The sequence below is a fragment of the Arthrobacter monumenti genome (genome assembly GCF_054511255.1).
The window spans coordinates 108,206-128,261 of the sequence record NZ_JBTNCY010000001.1; the positions used below are offsets into that span (position 1 = coordinate 108,206).

Here is a 20,056-nt window from a genome sequence, read left to right on the forward strand (position 1 = left end):
ATGTTTAAGCCCGGAGTGGTTTCTAGGCGGGTTCGTTGAGCCTGAAGCCTACTTTGAGGTGTGCCTGGTAGTGCTGGATGGATCCATTCTCGATATGGCCGCGGACCTCAATCACTTCGAACCAGTCGAGATTCTCCATCGTCTTGTTGGCCCGGTCCACGCCATTGGCGATAGCTTCGTCGGAACCGGCCGTCGAAGTTCCGACGATTTCTATAACCCTGTAAGTGTTCTCGCTCATTGCTTCCTCCTGCATTCGACGGATTTGCCATGACACGTCTTACGCTACTGTGCAAAGAGACATTTCGACACTAGCTAGGAACCATAATCGTGACCAGCACCCCGACACCGCTCTTGAACGGAATCAGCGCCCCAGCGAACTCCTTCGTCTTGCCCGAGCACAAGCTCGTCTACATCGACACCACCAAGGCCGCCAGCACCACCCTCCGGTGGATGATAGCGGACCTGGCCGGCGAGGATTTCGAACCATTCTACGCGGGGATCGGCGGAGAGCAGACGAGGCTCATGGGCATCCATGATGGCCGGCAACGGTGGAAGAAAACGCCTCGGCTCACCGATCTGCCGCCGGCCGAACTGGCACAGATCTCACAGGACAACGGCTGGTTCATCTTCGCCGTCGTTCGTGATCCTTATAGCCGTCTCTGGTCGGCGTGGGAATCGAAACTGCTGCTCCGGAATGTGAAGTTCATGGATCGGTACTCGGATCAACCGTGGTTGCCGCGTGTCCCGCAGAGCAGCGGTCAAGTCCTCGATGATTGGCGGGCCTTCGTGCGTGCGCGTCCGTGGGACGATGTGCCGGGTCTGGACAAAGATGCTCACTTCCGGCCGCAGGTCCACGCCATCAAACCGGACGGCATCAATTACACACAGATCTATAGTCTGCCGGAACTGCCCACCCTCTTCAGCGATATTCACGCCCATCTGGGAAAGCTGGGGCTGGATCAGGAGCTGTACATACTGAAGGCGAATGATACCCCGCTGCGCATGACGGCAGAGGTGCTCGAATCCGGAGTGCGGGAAATTATCGAGGACGCCTACGCCGACGACTTCACGGCCTTCGGAGACCGCTGGAACATCGACAAGCTCAAACTTGCGCCCAACGGCTGGTCGACCGATGCCATCGACCATGCAGCCTTCCACACCGTGGCCAATGAGCGCATCGGCGATCTGCGGACTGAAGCCCAGCGGCTGCGCCGCGAACTACGGGTGGCACGCCGTAAACTGAGCCAGACGACGATAGCCGCCACTGATAGTTCCCAGACCGCTAAAGGGGCTCCCCCGGCTCCGGCTGCGCCTTCGCCGTCGGGCATGACGCTGGCCCGTTGTGCGACCATCGCGCGTCGTCTGCGGGACCGTGCGTTGGCACGTAAGTCTGTACGCAATCTGAGCCAGTCATCGCTGCTCCGCCGCGTAGTTCCCGACTCCGTCCAGCGACGCATGCGCGCCGCCTCCCGGCGAGGCCGTTAGCACCAGCAGACGCACCGAAAAATACAACGGAACCGGCTCCTCAGCTGGAATTAGCCGCGGCAAAATTCTGTGGCTTGCAGCAACTGAGTGTGACTCATGATAAACATGAGACTGGGGGGACCACGGGGGTCACCCGTACGTCGGGGAAGTTTTTGGCGTATCACGTCGCACTAACAAAGGGGTAGCTCATTTTGAGCAATTCATTTTTCAGGCCTAAAAAGGTCGCACTCTGCACGGTAATGCTCTTCGGATTCACATCCATTTCCATGGCGCCCGCCATGGCAAATGACGTGGACCTCGAAGCACCGGTCCTTGAGTCGTTCACCGTCACGCCGAACATCGTTGATGGTGAAGAGGGCGCCATCGTCACCGCCGAACTGGTAATCACCGACGAAACAGGATTGAAGGATCTGCCTGAGGTCACCATCTTCAACGCCGCCGGAAACCTATATGGTCCGGCGACGACTTCCGCTGTCGGAGACCCAGGCGATAAGACGGATGCCACGTACGAGGCTACAATCGAAATTCCGGTCAGCGCGTATGGCCAGCAGCCTCTTGGCGAGTGGGAAGTAGCCCTCGCGCCCTTGTCCGACACTCTTAACAATGTCGGCGAAGGCGCTTCCGAGACATTCACCTATGCAGTAGCACCGGACGCGCCCGCCACGGTCGAGGTCAGCTCGGCTATCATCTCCCAGATCTCCGCATCGTGGGACGCGCCGGAGCCCAACGGTTCTCCAGTTGTGAAGTACGTTGGCAGCATCCGGAACGCCGAGGGCGCTGAGGTTTCTTCGTTTGCGACGGAAACGGTCAATTGCGATTCATGTGAATTGACCACCCTGCTCGAAGAGGGAACATACACGCTCTCGATTGCAGCTGAGAACGCCGCGGGCGTATCAGCATGGAGTGACGCAGTTGAATTCCAGGTCGAGGCGGCGGACCTGAGCGCAACGCCAACGCCTACGGTCAGCGGACCGCTTTATGTCGGCGAAACGTTAACTGCCGATGCAGGTGTATGGGGCCCGGAGCCGGTCGAACTTTCGTACCAGTGGTTCCGGGGCGATACCTCCATCGTTGGTGCTACATCGTCCACCTATGAAACGGTCGCCGAAGACGAGGGTGCTGTCATGACCGTTAGTGTCACGGGCACCAAGGACGGCTACAACACCACCACAGTGATCAGCGATCCCACGGACGTTATCGCGCCGGCCGACGTAGTCGCCCCTGAAGTCTCTGTTTCATTGGAGGCGGGGAAGCACCTCTATGGATCCGACATCGAGCTTTCGGCCAACGAGGACGCGAAGATTTACTACACCATTGATGGCTCTGCGCCGACGGAGGAAAGCACCCTCTACGAAACTCCGATTGCCATCGAAGGTTGGTTCGAGCTTAAGTACTTCGCTGTTGATGGCGCCGGGAACGCATCAGTGACTCAAAGCGCAACCTATACCCTCGACTTCACCGATGTCTTCGAAGGAACCGATGAGAAGCCCGGCACCATGTACTACGAGGCGATTCAGTGGGCTGTCGAAGCTGGCATCACCAACGGTTACAAAAAAGACGGTGTCTTCAAGCCGTACACCCCCATCAGTAGGGATGCGATGGCTGCCTTCATGTACCGGCTGGCCGGCGAGCCCGAGTTCGACGCGCCAGAGGTTTCGCCCTTTGTCGATTACGACTCGAACAACCAGTTCTACAAGGAAGTCACTTGGCTGGAGGCGAATGACATCTCCAACGGCTGGACCGTCGATGAAACTGAAAACACGGCCGAATACCGCCCCTTTGAGCCGATCAATCGAGACGCGATGGCTGCCTTCGTGTACCGTTTCGCCGCTTTGGAAGGCGATCGATTCGACGGCCCCACAGGAGAATTCGAGGGCCCGGCTGAGTCATACTTTGCGGACTACGACGACGATAATAAGTTCTACGACGAGGTCTCCTGGCTGTATGAGCAGGAAATCACGACCGGCTGGACTGTAGGAGAATCCAAAGAGTACCGGCCATACACGCCGATAAACCGGGATGCCATGGCTGTCTTCCTGCAGCGGCTAGCTGAGGGAGAACCGGCCGAAGAGGCACCGCAAACGGAAATTGACGGCAACGTCGAGGCCGGCGACAAGTAAGCAAACCACTCGCAGAGTGTGGTCCGCACCAAGCAGAACCAAGCCCGGTGCGGACCACACGTGCGTCCAGCCTGTCCTCGCTCTGACAGTGCTAGCCCTCAAAGGTCGGCGTGTCGACTCGACACGCCGATTCACATAAATAACATTGGCCACACAAGCCACTTTGGTGTTATCTTTTCTTCGGTACAGCTGTACCCACCGCACTGAATCTGGGGCATCTGCCCATGGGGGATTACAGGGGAACAGCTACCCCTCCTTGTCGAAATACGACAGGAGTACGTCGGGGAGTTCTTCGCAGCATGATAAAAACTCGCAATCCATTTATGTCCATAGGCACCACCACTCGCACAGTCTCGTTCGCGGCTTTAACCGCGGCAACTTTCGTGGCGGCCTCACTGGTTTCCGCGCCTCAGGTTGTCGCCGCGCCGACACCTCCACCCGAGCAACATGTGGAAGGCGGTCCGAAGGTTGTACACAACTACGAACCCGGTCTGATTCCCGGCATCGATCCGCCAACAGGGGAAGATTCACCCATGGCGGCCCGGAGCGTGCACCCTGCAGGGGATGTCAAAATTACGCTCGTTCGGGCTCAGCCCAAAGACATGAGCCGGGCAGCAGTAGACTCCGTTTCGCTGGCGGCAGCCACCGAGGCAATCGACGTCGCCGACCGGTATTGGTCGGACATGTCCGAGGGCAGAATTTCCCTTTCGGTCGCCGAGACGAAACCACGCTTCCAGACAGACGCTAAATCAACCTGGAACTACTGGGACATCATGGCCCAGGTCACCAAGGAACTGAACTGGTCTTATCAAAAGAACAGGGTCTTGATCGTTTTTGTCCCTACCCAAACTCTTTCTGCTGGAGCATACGGAGCGGGATGGAGCACCGACGGTACGTCCGGCCGGATCCTGATGCCTCGACCGAGTACCTGGGGCCACAACTCCTTAACCGACAGCGTCCTCGCGCATGAGTTTGGTCATGTATTCGGCCTGGGACACGCCAATGCACTGACCTGCTCGGATGGGGGCTCCGACACACCCGATTACGCCGGCTGCTGGGTCCGGGCCTACGGCGACACACTTGATCTTATGGGGACCTCCCAGGTTCACCGTCCAACGATCAGCGCAAGCTTCTGGGACATCGCCGGTTTTGGCAGTTACGATGACATCCGCAACGTCGGATCCGTCTCCGGCTCTAAGTCCTACATACTGCGGCCCTGGGGTGGAGAGAAGTCCAACCGGGCAGTCAAATTCAGGGACCCGGTTAGCGGGGAAAATTACTATCTGGAACTGCGGCTTCCCGTTGATGAGGACAGATTCCTGTCAAGTGGGCTGCATCAATTGAACCGCGGCGTGAAAATCACTCAGGTGCCTGCCTATGGACAATACGAATTGCCATCATCCATAGTTCTCGAACCCGACACACGGCCCTTCGCCAACTACTACAGCATGGAGCACGCCTGGCAAGCGGGGCAGGTATTCACGACTCATGCCGGAACACAAGTCAAGGTGAACTGGATCTCCGGAAGCGGGCCACACGCCGAGGCGAAGGTCACGATCACAGCTCCCGGACCATCGCAAGCCGCCGGCCCGTTTACCGACGTTGATGGGGGAACCGCGCATCAAGACGCCATCCGCTGGGCATACGACAACAAAATCACCACCGGCTACGACGACGGGACCTACCGCCCCTATTCGGCAATCAACCGCGATGCTATGGCGGCATTCCTGTACCGGCTGGAGGGCGAGCCCAGCTTCACCCCACCGAGGACTTCACCATTCAAGGACTATCCGCGAGGTAGCAAGTTCTATAAAGAAGTAACCTGGCTCGAATCAACGGGCATCACAACGGGCTACGACGACGATACCTTCCGGCCAGTCGAACCGATCAACCGTGATGCCATGGCCGCCTTCTTGTACCGGCTGGCGGATAAGCCACACTACAGCCCGCCAAGCCAATCACCGTTCACCGATGTACAACCTGGCGACAAGTTCTACAAAGAAATCACCTGGCTGAAGTCCACGAAAATCACCACAGGATGGAAAGACGGAACCTTCCGCCCTCGTGCCGACATCAAGCGCGATGCCATGGCGGCATTCCTGCAGCGATTCGACACGAAATTCTAGCAATGACCAGTAATTCACCACACCGTTCGAAGATGTCCTTCACCGGAGCTAATACATGAAATCCAGAAACAATCCAGAGAAAAACCGTGCGGGTAACCGCGGCGCCAAGGGATTAGTTGCACTTTCGTGCTCCATGGCCGTCGTTATTGGGTCGATAGGCCTCTCTTCGCCAGCTATCGCCGAAGAGTCCCCATCACCATCCGTCGCTGCAACGCCGGCCTCCACGTCTGCACCTTCGGCTGTATCGCCAGGGGCCGAGGCTATTGGTGAACGCGGGTCCTTTATGGGGCAATCCGTGATCGCCAAACAGCAGAGGGTGGAGATTCAGGACGCTAAACCGCCGCGGCTAATGGAGGCTAGCGCCGGGGAGCCGATGGAAGCCGGGTACACGTGGAAAGCACCCGGGATCAACGGCATCGACGTTAGCGGTTGGCAGCCGGATGTCGACTGGCAAACGCAATGGAACATGGGAGCACGCTTTGCCTACGTCAAGGCCACTGAAGGCGACTCCTTCAGGAGCGACACGTTCAACCGGCAATATGCCGGTGCCTATAACGCAGGTATGATCCGCGGGGCTTATCACTTCGCGCTGCCGCAGGTGGGTAACGCCCGGTCGCAGGCCAGGTTCTTTGTTAATAATGGTGGTGGATGGTCTGCCGATGGGCATACCCTTCCGCCACTGCTGGACATTGAACACAACCCCTACGAGTCACTCGGCAACATGTGCTACAACATGTCTGCTGGGCAGATGGTCGACTGGGTGCAGAGCTTTTCCGGCCAGATTCAGCGTATGACGGGCCGCAAGCCCATGATCTACACAACGTACGCATGGTGGACCGAGTGCACCAACAACAGCACTGCGCTGAACAACCACGACCTCCACGTGGCTGCTTTCCCCTATCCCGGTTACCAGGACAATTTCGACATCTGGATGTTTGGCGGTTGGCGGGACTTCACGGTGTGGCAGTATTCGGCCTACGGTCCTTTCGCCGGCGACTCGAACCAGTGGAACGGAACGTACAAAGAGCTGCAGCAATTCGCTACCAACGGGTTTGCCGACGTGACAACGTCAAGCGATTTCTACTCAGAAGTAATGTGGGCAGACCGACAGAAAATCACGACCGGCTGGGACGACGGCACCTTCCGGCCACGGGCGGATATAAACCGTGACGCCGTCGCCGCCTTCCTTTACCGGTTTGCCGGCGAACCTGCCTTCGACCCGCCATCGAACTCCCCGTTCAAGGACTATCCGCGGGGAAGCAAGTTCTATAAAGAAGTCACGTGGCTGGAATCAACCGGCATCACAACCGGCTACGACGACGATACGTTCCGGCCACTGACCGATGTTAACCGCGAGGCAATAGCCGCTTTCCTTTACCGGCTCGCCGGAAAGCCGTCTTTCGATCCACCAAGGACTTCCCCATTCACGGACTATCCCCGTGGAAGCAAATTCTATAAAGAAGTTACCTGGCTCGAATCAACCGGCATCACGAAAGGCTGGGACGACGGGACTTTCCGTCCGCTGGCCGATATTAACCGCGACGCTATGGCTGCATTCCTGTTCCGCTATGACCAGAAGTTCTAACGAAACCTGATCGGCTGAATACTGATAGACCCAGGAAGAGCCGCCATGTGGACCGCATATCGTCCACATGGCGGCTCTTCCCTTTTTAGTCTGCTTAGTCTGCGGAAACTTCCGACTTATCTTCGCCCCAGAGCGTGTGGAAAGTGCCCTCGGTGTCGATCCGCTGGTAGGTGTGTGCGCCGAAGAGGTCGCGCAGTCCCTGAGTCAGCGCGGCGGGCAGGCGCTTGCGACGCAGCCCGTCGTAGTATGCCAGCGAGGACGAGAAGACGGGTACCGGAACACCCAGCTGAACTGCCGTGGACACGACGCGGCGCCATGCCGGCAGCGTCTGGGCGATGGCTTTGCTGAAGGCCGGAGCGAGCAGCAGGTTCAGCGGTTTGTCCTCAGCGGCATAAGCCTTGGTAATCTCGGCCAGCAGTTCGGCGCGGATAATGCAGCCACCGCGCCACAGCGAAGCGATCTCATCGAGTTTCAGGTCCCAGTTATATTCGCCGGCAGCAGCGGTAAGCATATCGAGACCCTGTGCGTAGCTGACCAGTTTGGAGGCGTACAGCGCCTGGCGGACGTCGTCGACAAACGTTTCCGGAATCTCGACGTCGTTCTCCTCCCCCGCCAGCACCTGCTGCGCCTCGGCGCGCTGGTCCGCCTGCGAGGACAGCGCCCGGGCGAAAACCGACTCTGCAATGCCCGACGTCGGCAGGCCCAGCTCAAGCGCCGAGACGACAGTCCAGCGTCCCGTGCCCTTCTGGCCGGCAGCGTCGACGACGACGTCGATGAAGGGTTTGTCTGTCTTCGCATCGGTGTGCGCGAGCACCTCGGCGGTGATCTCAATCAGGAACGAAGCGAGATCGCCTCTGTTCCACTCTTCGAAGACCTTCGACTGTTCGGCCGGTTCCATTCCGGCACCGGTCCGCAGCAGGTCGTAGGCCTCGCCAATAACCTGCATGTCCGCATATTCGATGCCGTTGTGCACCATCTTGACGAAGTGACCGGCACCGTCGGTTCCGATCCAGTGGCAGCAGGGTTCGCCGTCGACGTGGGCTGAGATTTTCTCCAGCAGCGGTCCCAGCGCGTCGTAGGAACGCTTGGATCCACCGGGCATGATCGAGGGGCCCAGCAAAGCGCCTTCTTCACCACCGGACACACCAATGCCAACGAAATCGAGATCCTTCTTGGCGAGGGCCGCCTCGCGCCGGCGGGTGTCTTCGTAGTGTGAGTTACCGGCGTCGATAATGATGTCGCCGGCCTCCAGCAATGGCTCGAGTTGCTCAATCACCGAGTCGACCGCCTGGCCGGCCTTGACCATCATCAGGATGCGGCGCGGCTTCTCGAGTGAGTCGACCAGCTCCTGCAGCGATTCCGTACGGACGAATTCGCCCTCGTCGCCGTAACGCTCCAGCAAGGTATCCGTCTTCTCGACGCTGCGGTTGTGCAGGGCGACGGTAAATCCATTCCGTGCCAGGTTGCGGGCCAGGTTGGCGCCCATAACGGCCAATCCGGTGACACCGATCTGTGCAGACATTCTTACTCCTTTTGTCGGATGAAGCGTCGTGGCCGCGGCGGAAGGTACGACGTCGGTACGGTAGCGCGGCTGCCAGCGCCCGGCTCTCCCTTACACCCTATGAGTCAGCCTCCGGGTACGGCTACTTCGCGGGTAAATATGACGGCCGGGCGGACTACCGGTTTGAGCTAGACTCGAGGGCGTTGACAGCCAATCCGGGGGACAGAAAATGCCAAGCAGACTGCATCAAAGGGCCCTCGAAGACCTTGGCAGCCGCATCGTCAACGGCACTCTGCCGGTGGGACATGTGATGCTGGCGGAGCAGCTGGAATCCGAACTGGGTGTGTCACGGTCGGTCGTCCGCGAAGCGGTGCGCGTCCTGCAGTCCCTCGGTCTCGTCCAGTCGACCAAGCGTGTCGGCATCCGGGTGCAGCCGCGCAGCGATTGGAATCCGTACGACCCACTCGTCATCCGCTGGCGCCTGCGTGGAAACAACCGCGGCGCCCAGCTGCGCTCATTGACTGAAATGCGCGTCGCCATCGAACCGATGGCGGCGGAACTCGCAGCGGAATACGCGCCGGAATCGGTTGCCGAAGAGCTGCACGACATTGCCAACAAGATGCGGTCAGCAGGCCAGGACGCCCGTCGGTTCCTGGAGCTCGATGTGCGTTTCCACTCGGTTGTGCTGGCCGGGTCCGGCAACGAAATGTTCGCCAAACTGCATGATGCGGTTGAGGAGATTCTAATTGGCCGCCGGGATATGGGCCTGTTGCCAGCCCATCCTCACGAAGAAGCGGTGCAGTTGCACATGGACGTTGCCGAAGCGATTGCCATCCGCCGGCCCGCAGAGGCCCGTGGGGCGATGAACGAAATCATGCGCCGGACGATTGCCGAAATGCAACAGGAGTGGGCGCAGATACCGCGCGGTACCGACACTGATTGAGCCAGTGCCTGTCCTTAGTGCTCGTCCGGCACGTCCGCGCTGCTGTCGGTCAGGATGACCAGTTGTTCTTCAATATCCCGGACGATTTCCTCAGGACTTTGATCGATATCCACGATGATCGCTGATTCCTCGTCCACCAGCGATTCCAACGCCTTGATCTGCGAATCGAGCAGATCCTTGGGCATATACGCGTGTTCCCGTTGGCTCAGCCGGGCGGCGATAACCTCCCGGCTGCCTTCAAGATGGATGAATACCGTTTCCGGCACGTAGCCGCACAATATGTCGCGGTAGCCACGCTTAAGCGCCGAGCAGGCGACGACCACTGATGTGCCGTCGTCGTTACGCTCTTTCAAAAGATCGCCGATCCGCCGCAGCCAGGGCTCCCGATCGGCGTCGTCCAGGGCGCTGCCGCCTTTCATCTTGCCAACGCCGGCATCCGAGTGCAGTTCGTCGCCCTCTACATAGGGCACCTGCAATGATTCGCCAAGGAGCGATCCTATTGTGCTCTTACCGGAGCCGGAGACCCCCAAAACCACCATCGGCGGAAGCTTCTTACCCTTGAGTTTGGAATGGGCCATACTCGCTCCTTCGTCCGGTCGGATGCTCCCACTCTATTGATAGACCACATCACAATTCCACACGTGGTGCCGCAACCAATTTGCAGAAGCCGAAATAAAGCAGATATATTCAGCTTCGGCCCCTTATCCTGGACCTTATTCCCCCAAATAGATTCCGGATAAGGGGTTTTCGTTTAAGCCAGCGCGGCGCCTGAGGGCCCATCAAGCCCCGGGCTTACTGGGCCTCCGTTCCCTGCCGCCCCGGGTCATCGCCGCCCGGCTGCCGGATGCTCCTCCTGCCGGAAAGGACGGGCGGACATTTGCACCACTTTGGACGTGTACAACCGGACCCCGCGGTCGAAGGGCGGAGCGGCAAGGACGCTGACCGTCACGATGGCAATCGCCGCACAGGCAACGAGCGCCCAGATATTGTTTGCCCCCAGCGGACCGGGAAGCAACGGCGTGGCCGCCAGCACCACAAACCCATGCAGGACGAAAATGCCCAGGCTGCGCCGGCCGATGACGGTGGCGGGGTTCTGCTGCTGCGGCATGAGGGATAACACGGCGAACGTGGTCAACGCCGCAATCGCAAGCAAGCCGGCCCGTGTCGCGAGCCCCTCCCCTGTGGAGGCGTTGAGCCGTTCGAAACTGTAACTGCCATAGAGCCAACCCTGGTGTATGTCTGTGCTGAACAGGATCAGTCCCAGCGCGCTGCACAGAACCGCCGCAGACACCTTCCACCTCTTCGAGAGGTTTGTGGCCGCGTCCAGGATCTGCCTTCCGTAGACCGCGCCGGTGATGAAAAACGGCAGGAAGACCAGCGCCCGCGAGACACTGAACGCGTAGCCCATTACGTCGATCGCACCAGCGGCGATGGCGATCACGAAGGATGCTGTCACAGCGGTCCTGGGAACTTTCATGACCAATGGCAGGAGCAGCAGCCACCAGATCATCCCGAGCAGAAACCAGAGGAGCCAAAACGGCATGAAGGCGGAGAAATCGCGTTCCAGCGGCAGCAGTCGCACGGCGAGGTAGTAGAGCGCCTGGAAGGTCAGCAACAGGACCGTGAACGTGGCGACCCGTTTGAGCAGGTTGTCCCTTTTGGCCGTTATCCCCGAGAGGAACACGAAGGCGGGCATGTGGAACATGTAAATCATCGTCAAGGGAAGACGGATGAGGTCGGCGTGCCACGCGCTGGTGGCCTCCAACAGGTGACCGAGAACAACCAGGCCAATGAGGATACCTTTGGCGGAGTCGAGCCGCTGGTCACGCGGGGACGTGGTGGGCATCGGAACAGTCTAGTTGTTACCGTTCCGTTACCAAAGCCGGGACACGGCTGGGCTGCCGTGAAGCAGTAATCGGATGGTGGGTCCTACCGGGATCGAACCGATGACATCCACGGTGTAAACGTGGCGCTCTACCAGCTGAGCTAAAGACCCTTGCACGCGTGAAAAGCAGCAGATCCGCTCCAGTTCACGAGCAATAACTGTACCTGATCAGTCGCGGCTCCGCTAACCGGACCGGCACTAGCCGGCCGTCCCGGGCAAATCCGGCAGTGATGACGCCAGCATCGACAGCGCGGCGGAAACTCCCACATTGACTGTCAGTGCCGCGCGGTCGTCACCCCGGGTGGCTCCACGGTTGATGATAACCACCGGTTTTTCCTGCTTATGCGCATACCGGACGAAGCGGAGGCCGCTCATCACCGCCAGCGAGGAGCCTGCGACCAACAGCGCCCCGGCGTCGTCCACCATTTCGTAGGATCTGGCCACCCGGTCTTTGGGGACGTTCTCACCGAAGAAGACAAAGTCCGGTTTCAGCATTCCCCCGCAGACATGGCATGGCGCGATGACGAAATCGGACGTCTGGTCCACCACCGCATCGGCGTCCGGAGCCAGCTCGACAATCCCCTCCTGCCCCACCCGCTCGGCGAACCCGGGATTGAGCTCGTCCAGGCGCCGGGCAAGGTCGTCGCGGGTCACCACGGTGTGGCAGTCGAGGCAGACGACCCGGTCGAAACGCCCGTGCAGGTCGACGACGGTCCTGCTGCCGGCCTCCTCATGGAGCCGGTCCACGTTCTGGGTGATCAGACCGGACATCAGGCCGCGCTCTTCAAGCTGCGCCACCGCATAGTGACCGGGATTGGGTGCGGCGTGGCGCATGAAATGCCAACCGACATGGTTACGTGCCCAGTACCGGCGCCGGAGCGCTTCGTCACCGGTGAACTGTTGATACGTCATCGGATTGCGGGGCGCGGAATTGGGGCCGCGGTAGTCGGGAATGCCGGAATCCGTGCTCAGCCCGGCCCCGGTGAGAACAGCCAGCCGGTGCCCGGACAGCAGATCGACGACGGCGGCCAGGTTCTGCTGTTCGCTGGTGATCAACGGCGGAACACCGTTGCTGGGTGAATTGCTCACGAACGCTGTCATGCCGATGCCGACCGGTTTCTGTTCAGTCACCCTGCCAGTCTTGCCGAATCAGGCGAGTTCGTCGAGAGCCTTCCGGTACTCGGCCAGGCTGCGCGGTTCCCCCACCGGACTCACCACGCTGTAACGGACAGTGCCACCGTCGTCGATAATGAATGTGCCGCGTTCGGCCATCCCGCGGTTCTCGTTGAAAACACCGTAGCTGCGCGCCACGTCCCCATGCGGCCAGAAATCACTGAGCAGATCGAATTCGTATCCTTCACTCTGCGCATACGCCCGCAGGGCATACTTGGCGTCCACGGAGATGGCAAGCACCTGCGCATCCTTCGCCGTGAACGCACCGAGGTTGTCCCTGAGCTCGCACAGCTCACCGGTGCAGACGCCGGAAAAAGCGAACGGGTAGAACACCACAACGCTGATCCTGCCGCGCAGTTTCGAGAGCCGTACCGGTTCGCCAAACTGGTTGGGCAGTTCGAAGTCCGGAGCGGTCTCGCCGATCCGGGGTATGTGAGCCGGCATTAGCCCTTGTTGCGCTTGCTGACCAGACGGGTCGCCGTCCAGTCTCCGGAAACGCCGGCCGCCTGTGTGGTCACGTGCAGCCCGGCCGTCGGGGCGGCTTCCTGCAGATCGGCTGGTTGCACATATCCGTCGCGGCCGGCCTTCGGGGTAAGAACCCAGACTTCGCCGCCTTCTCCGAGAGTCGTCAGCGAGTCCATCAGCGCATCGACAAGATCGCCGTCCTCGTCGCGCCACCACAAGAGGACCGCATCCACGACTTCCTGATCCTCTTCAGTCAGGATCTCGGAGTCGATCAGATCTTCTATATCAGCACGCAACTCGAAATCGACGTCTTCGTCATAGCCGAATTCCTGAATCAGGTCTCCGTTTTTGAAACCCAACTTGCTCGCCACGTTGTCCACCGCGGCGGCCTCGGCCTCGCTCACGTGTTTCCTCCTGTACTGACTTGCCAATATGGTCTGCAAATCCCCGCCTGCGGACGTGTTCCGTCAAGAGCCGGTGAGATGCCTAACTACAAGCCAACACCTTTAAGCCCTACGCATCAAGCCACACGGGCGTGGCCTGCGTAAAAAGCCTGCTCAAACGCGCATCTCTCCCACCACCGCCTCTCACCTTGACGGGATATTACGACGACGGCACCGCGGTTTGGGCGCGGACGGAAACGGCGGGATTTCCACCCGGAGACTGCCCGGCTACGCATCCGGGCGAACGCGGGACTAGAGTGGTTATGTGGATTTTTATGCCCGTAACACCGCTGTGCCGGGCAGAGGCTCCGCCGTCCGTCGCACCTGGTCCACAGACCGCCGGGTGTCAGCGACACCGGATGCTGACAAGCACGCATATGTACCGCACACAAGAGAGGTTGGACGTGGCCGCAGGAGAAGAAGAAACGCAAATCCTGAGCGGGTTAACAAACCAGCTGCCTGACCGTGATCCCGAGGAGACGGCTGAATGGATTGAGTCCCTTGATCAGTTGATTAAGGAGCAGGGGACGGAGCGGGCGCAGTATATTATGCGTTCGTTGCTGCAGCGTGCCGGTTCACACAGTGTTGGTGTGCCGATGGTGACGACCACTGATTATGTGAACACGATTCCCACCGATCAGGAACCGCCCTTCCCCGGCGATGAGGAGATCGAGCGGAAGTACCGGGCCTGGCTGCGGTGGAACGCCGCGGTGATGGTGCACCGGGCCCAGCAGCCCGATATCGCCGTCGGCGGCCATATCTCCACCTACGCCGGCGCCGCGACCCTCTATGAGGTGGGGTTGAATCACTTCTTCCGCGGCAAGGACCACCCCGGCGGCGGGGACCAGGTCTTCTTCCAGGGCCACGCCTCCCCCGGCATGTACGCCCGCGCCTACCTTGAGGGACGGTTGTCAGAGGAGGATCTGGACGGGTTCCGGCAGGAGAAGTCCGCGGCCCCGCATGGGTTGTCTTCGTATCCGCATCCGCGGTCGATGCCGCATTTTTGGGAGTTCCCGACGGTGTCGATGGGGATCGGGCCGATGAACGCGATTTATCAGGCGCAGTCGAACCGGTACCTGCAGAACCGTGGTTTCAAAGACACGTCCGAGCAGCATGTGTGGGCGTTCCTCGGCGACGGGGAGATGGACGAGCCCGAATCGCGTGGATTGTTGCAGCTGGCCGCGAATGAGAAACTCGACAATTTGACGTTTGTGGTGAACTGCAACCTGCAGCGCCTGGATGGTCCGGTCCGGGGTAACGGGAAGATCATGCAGGAGTTGGAGGCGTTCTTCCGCGGCGCCGGCTGGAATGTCATCAAGGTCGTCTGGGGCCGGGAGTGGGACGAACTGCTCGGCAACGACTCCGACGGCGCTTTGGTGGACATTATGAATTCGACCCCGGATGGGGATTATCAGACGTATAAGGCCGAGTCCGGTGCGTTCGTGCGGGAGCATTTCTTCGGGAAGTCTCCGCAGACGAAGGAGATGGTCGCGGATATGGATGATGAGCAGGTGTGGGGGCTCAAGCGTGGCGGGCATGACTACCGCAAGGTGTACGCGGCGTATAAGGCCGCGACCGAGTTCACCGGCAAGCCAACCGTGATCCTGGCCAAGACCGTGAAGGGTTACGGGCTGGGCACGAACTTCGAGGGCCGGAACGCGACGCACCAGATGAAGAAGCTGACCATCGATGACCTGAAGGACTTCCGCGATCACCTGCGGATCCCGATCGATGACGCGAAGCTGGAGGAAAACCCGAAACTACCCCCGTACTACCACCCCGGCGAAGACTCCCCGGAGATCAAGTACCTGATGGAACGCCGCGAAAAACTCGGCGGCTTCGTCCCCGAACGCCGCGAGCAGGCAGAAGAGATTCACCTGCCTGAGGAAAAGGCGTACGAGGCTGCCTGGCGCGGTTCGGGTAAGCAGCAGGCGGCGACCACGATGGCCTTCGTCCGGCTGCTGAAAGACCTGATGCGGGACAAGGAGTTCGGCAAGCGTGTGGTGCCGATTGTTCCGGATGAGGCCCGCACGTTCGGCATGGACTCGTTCTTCCCGACAGCGAAAATCTACAACCCCAAGGGTCAGAACTACCTCTCGGTGGACCGCGAACTGGTCCTCGCCTACAAGGAGTCCGAGCAGGGCCAGATCCTGCACGCGGGTATTAATGAGGCCGGTTCGGTCGCGGCTTTCACCGCTGCCGGCACCTCCTATGCCACACATGGCGAACCGCTGATCCCGATCTACATCTTCTACTCGATGTTCGGCTTCCAACGCACCGGCGACTTCATCTGGGCCGCCGCGGACCAGATGGCCCGTGGCTTCCTGATCGGTGCCACCGCCGGCCGGACGACCCTGACCGGTGAGGGTCTGCAGCACGCCGACGGACAGTCGCCGCTGCTCGCCTCCACCAACCCCGCCGTCGTCACTTATGACCCTGCCTACGGCTACGAAATCGGCCACATCATGCGCGACGGGCTGGAGCGGATGTATGGCCCGGACTCAGACGACCGCAACCTGATCTACTACCTGACGGTCTATAACGAGCCGATCAGCCAGCCCGCGGCGCCGGAGGAAACCGACGTCGAAGGCATTCTGAAGGGCATTTACCTGCTCAATCCGGCCGACATCGATGGACCGCGCACCCAGTTACTCGCCTCCGGTGTGGCGGTGCCGTGGGCGCTGGAAGCCCAGAAGCTGCTGGCCGAGGACTGGGGCGTCTCCGCCGATGTCTGGTCAGTGACGTCTTGGACAGAATTGCGCCGGGACGGTCTCGCTGCCGAGGAGGAAGCCTTCCTGGACCCCTCTGCCGGGGCACGCACACCGTTCGTGACCAAGCAGCTCGAAGGCGCCACTGGTCCCATCGTGGCGGTCACCGACTACATGAAGGCCGTACCCGACCAGATCCGCCAGTTCCTGCCCAACGAGTTTGCCAGCCTGGGGGCTGACGGCTTCGGCTTCGCGGACACCCGCGCAGCCGCCCGCCGGTTCTTCAAGATCGACGGACCATCCATGGTCGTCCGAGCCTTGGAGATGCTGGCCCGCCGGGGCGAGGTCGACTGGCGCGCTCCGGGTGAAGCGATCGAGAAGTACAAGCTGCACGACGTTACCGCCGGTACGTCCGGCGCTGCAGGTGGCGCCGAGTAGGGACTGATTGTCGCCGGGTGGCATAAACACTTCCGGCAGCATTGAGGGCGGTCAACTCCGGTTGGCCGTCCTTTGCTGTGCCCGGGTGCTAAATGCCGGAATCGTCCAGGTCACTCAAAGAACCAGGCAGCGGATCTGCGTGCCGCATCCCACTCTCCTGCGTGGCTTCGTGCCTGTTATCCCGCGCCCAGCCAGTGAGAAAGAATGCGGCAATAACTGATCCAACAGCGCCGCCAAGCATGTCCGCCATAGTGTCAAGATATGTAGCTGGCGGGTCGTTGGAGTTAACAGTCTTGTAGAACCATTCCAGGATTTCCCAAATCACGGCGATACTGAGGCCAAACGCCGTCGTCTGGAGAACAACCCGCCAGCGGAACAGTCGGCGGGTCCGGTCAAGCACGTTGTCCACCAAGCCATAACGGGACAGGATCAAACACACCATGGCAGCCGCTGCGCCGGTGGTCACCACGTGCGCCACCTTGTCCCACCAGTCGAGATTTTCGTACCAGCCGAGGGCGCCGGTCAGGGTGGAAATGTACATCGTTATGGCGAAGGCAGCATCGAAGGGTTCCGGCATCCGCATCATCCGGGGAATGACGAGGATCGCAAAGACGGCCAGGAAGGCAATGACCTTGTCAGGTCCCCAGAAAACGAGAGCCAATCCGGTGCTCAGCAACGTGGCGATCCGGCAAATATCCGCAAAAACACCCCACACGTTCCGTCCCGGCTTTAACAAAGACTGACTCATGGCATCACTCTATCGGTCACCGTCGCCGCGACGGCGTTATTGTAGCCTTCGCACAAATGGAGGTTTGATCCGAACTCGTCGTAAGCTCGAAGGATGGCCGCTTCACGCAGCACCTCCACCAAGGGTGCAAACACCCGCTCCGGCAGTTCCGCCAGCGGTTCGGCAGACCCTGCCAAGGAGTCCCCGGCTCCGCCGTCGGCCGGAAAAGCCCAGACGCTGGCCCGGCTTCGGTCCAATATTGGAACCCTGTCGACGACGACGCTGCGGCAGTTGGAAACGTCGCTTCCCTGGTACCGGCATCTGCGCGCCGATGAGCGTTCCGCGCTGGGGCTCATCGCCCAGAAAGGCATTTCCTCCTTCGTCAGTTGGTATGAACGCCCGGCGTCTCCTGCCTGGGTTCTCAGCGATGTGTTCGGCGCCGCGCCCACAGAACTGACTCGTTCCATCTCGCTGCAGAAGGCCCTGCAGTTGATCCGTATTGTCGTCCAGGTTGTCGAGGACCAGGTTCCGGAGTTGGCACCGGAGGCCGACCAGACCGACCTGCGCGAGGCAGTACTGCGCTACTCCCGGGAAGTGGCCTTTGCCGCCGCCGACGTCTACGCCCGTGCGGCCGAGACCCGCGGTTCCTGGGACACGAGACTGGAGGCGCTGGTCGTCGACGCCATCCTCCGCGGCGAGAGCTCGGACGCGCTGCGGTCGCGGATTGCTGCCGTCGGCTGGAAATCACAGTCAAAAATCACCGTCATCGTCGGCAGCTCGCCGTCAGAACCAAGCCCCACCTTCGTCAGTGAGCTCCGCCGCGCCACCGCCCGTTTCGCCGACGACACCCTCGTGGGGATTCAGGGCGACCGGCTGATCCTGGTTCTGGGCGGCATGAATGGGCGAAGCTCCGCATACCAGCGGCTTAGCGAACTTTTCGGGCCCGGTCCCGTCGTTCACGGGCCGCTGGCTGAGTCCCTTGCCGATGCCAGCGCCTCCGCCCAAGCCGCCTTCGCCGGTCTCACCGCTGCCCGCGCCTGGCCGATGGCTCCCCGTCCGGTTGCGGCGGACGACCTGTGGCCGGAACGTGTCATGTCCGGCGATGAAGCAGCGGGACGCGCTCTGGTCGATAACATTTACCGCCCGCTCGTCGCAGCCTCCAACGGCCTGGTGGAGACGCTGTCCAGCTACCTCAATCTGGGACATTCCCTCGAGGCGACAGCCCGGGAACTGTTCGTGCACGCCAATACTGTCCGCTACCGGCTCCGCCGCGTCACCGATGTCACCGGCTGGGATCCGCTGCTCCCGCGGGAGGCGTTCGTGCTGCAAACGGCACTCGTTATGGGCCGGCTCGCCTCCGTGCCGGGCAAGCCCGCCGAGCGTAACAACGGGCGCGGACATTAGACTGGACGTTGTAGACTTCCTACAAAGTGACCGGACCAGCTTCGTCACTGGAAACACCTCGTTGCCCGACGTATTTTGGAAAGCTTGAATGGTGCTTGCAATTGTCTGCCCTGGCCAGGGCTCCCAGTCTCCTGGATTCCTATCTCCGTGGCTCGAACTGCCCGGTGTCAAAGAGCATCTGGAGCGGCTGAGTGATTCGGCGCAGCTTGACCTGGTCAAGCACGGTACCGAATCGGATGCGGACACCATCAAGGACACCGCCGTCGCGCAGCCACTGATTGTTGCGGCTGGCCTTGTTACCGCCCGCGTTTTGCTGGAAGGCACATCTGCAGCGGCCAAGGGCACCTCCGGCGTCGTACTGGCCGGACACTCAGTCGGCGAAATCACCGCCTCAGCCCTGGCTGGGGCGTTGACCGAAGACGACGCCATCGCTTTTGTGCGCGAACGCGCCAATGCCATGGCCGACGCCGCGGCCCGGACGCCCACCGGAATGAGCGCTGTGCTCGGCGGCAATCCGGAAGAGGTTCTGGCCGCCATCGACAATGCTGGACTGACAGCGGCCAACGCCAACGGTGGCGGCCAGACCGTCGCAGCCGGCACTCTTGAGCAGTTGCAGAACCTGGCCGACAATCCGCCCGCCAAGGCACGCGTCATTCCTTTGAAGGTCGCCGGTGCGTTCCATACCCGGCACATGGCTGCTGCGGCGGATGCCCTCGAAGCGCTTCGCCCCCGGCTCTCCCCCAAGACCCCTTCCCTGCCGTTGCTGTCGAATTACGACGGCGGTCCGGTCACCACAGGTGAGGAAAATCTGGACAGTCTTATCGCACAGGTTTCCCGCCCCGTGCGGTGGGACCTCTGCATGGAGCAGTTCAAGACCATGGCCGTCAGCGGCCTGATTGAACTGCCGCCGGCGGGTACGCTGGCGGGGCTGGCGAAGCGGGGAATGCCCGGCGTCGCCACTGCCGCTCTGAAGACTCCCGACGACCTTGATGCCGCCAGGGAAATGATCAAGACCGAAGCCGCGGAAGAAGGCGCTTAGTGAGCACTCCAGTG

The 20,056-nt window shown here is 60.7% G+C and carries 16 protein-coding genes and 1 tRNA gene; 8 read left to right on the top strand and 9 right to left on the bottom strand.

The genetic code is table 11. The features are described 5' to 3' along the window. Positions 1-22: 22 nt before the first annotated feature. Positions 23-238, bottom strand: a complete 216-nt coding sequence (locus ACX80B_RS00485) for a dodecin (RefSeq protein WP_459291938.1) — start codon at positions 236-238, stop codon at positions 23-25. An 89-nt stretch (positions 239-327) separates the two neighbouring features. Here ACX80B_RS00485 and ACX80B_RS00490 point away from each other — a divergent pair, with 89 nt between their 5' ends. The 4 genes from ACX80B_RS00490 to ACX80B_RS00505 all read left to right on the top strand — a co-directional run bounded on the left by ACX80B_RS00490 (position 328) and on the right by ACX80B_RS00505 (position 7,316). Continuing rightward, on the top strand, positions 328-1,485 hold the full coding sequence (locus ACX80B_RS00490; RefSeq protein ID WP_459291940.1) for a sulfotransferase family 2 domain-containing protein: 1,158 nt from the start codon (positions 328-330) through the stop codon (positions 1,483-1,485). Positions 1,486-1,763: 278 nt separating this feature from the next. Continuing rightward, complete coding sequence (locus ACX80B_RS00495) at positions 1,764-3,605, top strand: chitobiase/beta-hexosaminidase C-terminal domain-containing protein (RefSeq protein WP_459291942.1); 1,842 nt, start codon at positions 1,764-1,766, stop codon at positions 3,603-3,605. Between the two features lie 383 nt (positions 3,606-3,988). After that, positions 3,989-5,731, top strand: a complete 1,743-nt coding sequence (locus ACX80B_RS00500) for an S-layer homology domain-containing protein (protein WP_459291944.1) — start codon at positions 3,989-3,991, stop codon at positions 5,729-5,731. Positions 5,732-5,786: 55 nt separating this feature from the next. Beyond that, entirely contained in the window at positions 5,787-7,316 is a 1,530-nt protein-coding gene (locus tag ACX80B_RS00505) for a GH25 family lysozyme (protein WP_459291946.1), read from the top strand. A 94-nt stretch (positions 7,317-7,410) separates the two neighbouring features. Here ACX80B_RS00505 and gndA read toward each other — a convergent pair whose 3' ends face one another. After that, positions 7,411-8,838 (bottom strand): NADP-dependent phosphogluconate dehydrogenase, encoded by a 1,428-nt coding sequence (gndA, locus tag ACX80B_RS00510; RefSeq protein ID WP_459291948.1) that lies wholly within the window; start codon positions 8,836-8,838, stop codon positions 7,411-7,413. 208 nt (positions 8,839-9,046) lie between these two features. On the opposite strand from gndA, the gene ACX80B_RS00515 reads away from it, so the two are divergent. Next, a complete protein-coding gene (locus ACX80B_RS00515; RefSeq protein ID WP_459291950.1) occupies positions 9,047-9,760 on the top strand; it encodes a FadR/GntR family transcriptional regulator in 714 nt (237 codons plus the stop codon). Between the two features lie 14 nt (positions 9,761-9,774). On the opposite strand, the gene ACX80B_RS00520 is transcribed toward ACX80B_RS00515, so the two are convergent. The 6 genes from ACX80B_RS00520 to ACX80B_RS00545 form a co-directional block, all read right to left on the bottom strand. Next, positions 9,775-10,338: a gluconokinase gene (locus tag ACX80B_RS00520; RefSeq protein WP_459291952.1), complete on the bottom strand. Its 564-nt coding sequence runs from the start codon at positions 10,336-10,338 to the stop codon at positions 9,775-9,777. Positions 10,339-10,583: 245 nt separating this feature from the next. Next, positions 10,584-11,606 (bottom strand): acyltransferase family protein, encoded by a 1,023-nt coding sequence (locus tag ACX80B_RS00525; protein WP_459291954.1) that lies wholly within the window; start codon positions 11,604-11,606, stop codon positions 10,584-10,586. A 74-nt stretch (positions 11,607-11,680) separates the two neighbouring features. Continuing rightward, a tRNA-Val gene (locus ACX80B_RS00530) sits at positions 11,681-11,756 on the bottom strand. A gap of 87 nt (positions 11,757-11,843) precedes the next feature. Continuing rightward, entirely contained in the window at positions 11,844-12,746 is a 903-nt protein-coding gene (locus ACX80B_RS00535; RefSeq protein WP_459292827.1) for an NAD-dependent protein deacetylase, read from the bottom strand. Positions 12,747-12,794: 48 nt separating this feature from the next. Beyond that, positions 12,795-13,262 (bottom strand): peroxiredoxin, encoded by a 468-nt coding sequence (locus tag ACX80B_RS00540; RefSeq protein WP_459291956.1) that lies wholly within the window; start codon positions 13,260-13,262, stop codon positions 12,795-12,797. Beyond that, positions 13,262-13,687, bottom strand: coding sequence for a DUF3052 domain-containing protein (locus ACX80B_RS00545; RefSeq protein ID WP_459291958.1), 426 nt, complete (start codon positions 13,685-13,687; stop codon positions 13,262-13,264). The genes ACX80B_RS00540 and ACX80B_RS00545 overlap by 1 nt, the downstream gene beginning before the upstream one ends. Before the next feature lie 416 nt (positions 13,688-14,103). Here ACX80B_RS00545 and aceE point away from each other — a divergent pair, with 416 nt between their 5' ends. Further along, entirely contained in the window at positions 14,104-16,872 is a 2,769-nt protein-coding gene (aceE, locus tag ACX80B_RS00550; RefSeq protein ID WP_459292829.1) for a pyruvate dehydrogenase (acetyl-transferring), homodimeric type, read from the top strand. An 88-nt stretch (positions 16,873-16,960) separates the two neighbouring features. On the opposite strand, the gene ACX80B_RS00555 is transcribed toward aceE, so the two are convergent. Beyond that, the gene (locus tag ACX80B_RS00555; RefSeq protein ID WP_459291960.1) at positions 16,961-17,620 is read right to left on the bottom strand and encodes a hypothetical protein; all 660 of its coding nucleotides are present in this window, start codon (positions 17,618-17,620) and stop codon (positions 16,961-16,963) included. 93 nt (positions 17,621-17,713) lie between these two features. On the opposite strand from ACX80B_RS00555, the gene ACX80B_RS00560 reads away from it, so the two are divergent. Together ACX80B_RS00560 and ACX80B_RS00565 are read left to right on the top strand one after the other, a co-directional pair. After that, entirely contained in the window at positions 17,714-19,003 is a 1,290-nt protein-coding gene (locus ACX80B_RS00560; protein ID WP_459291962.1) for a PucR family transcriptional regulator, read from the top strand. 91 nt (positions 19,004-19,094) lie between these two features. Next, positions 19,095-20,042: an ACP S-malonyltransferase gene (locus ACX80B_RS00565; protein ID WP_459292831.1), complete on the top strand. Its 948-nt coding sequence runs from the start codon at positions 19,095-19,097 to the stop codon at positions 20,040-20,042. Positions 20,043-20,056 lie beyond the last annotated feature (14 nt).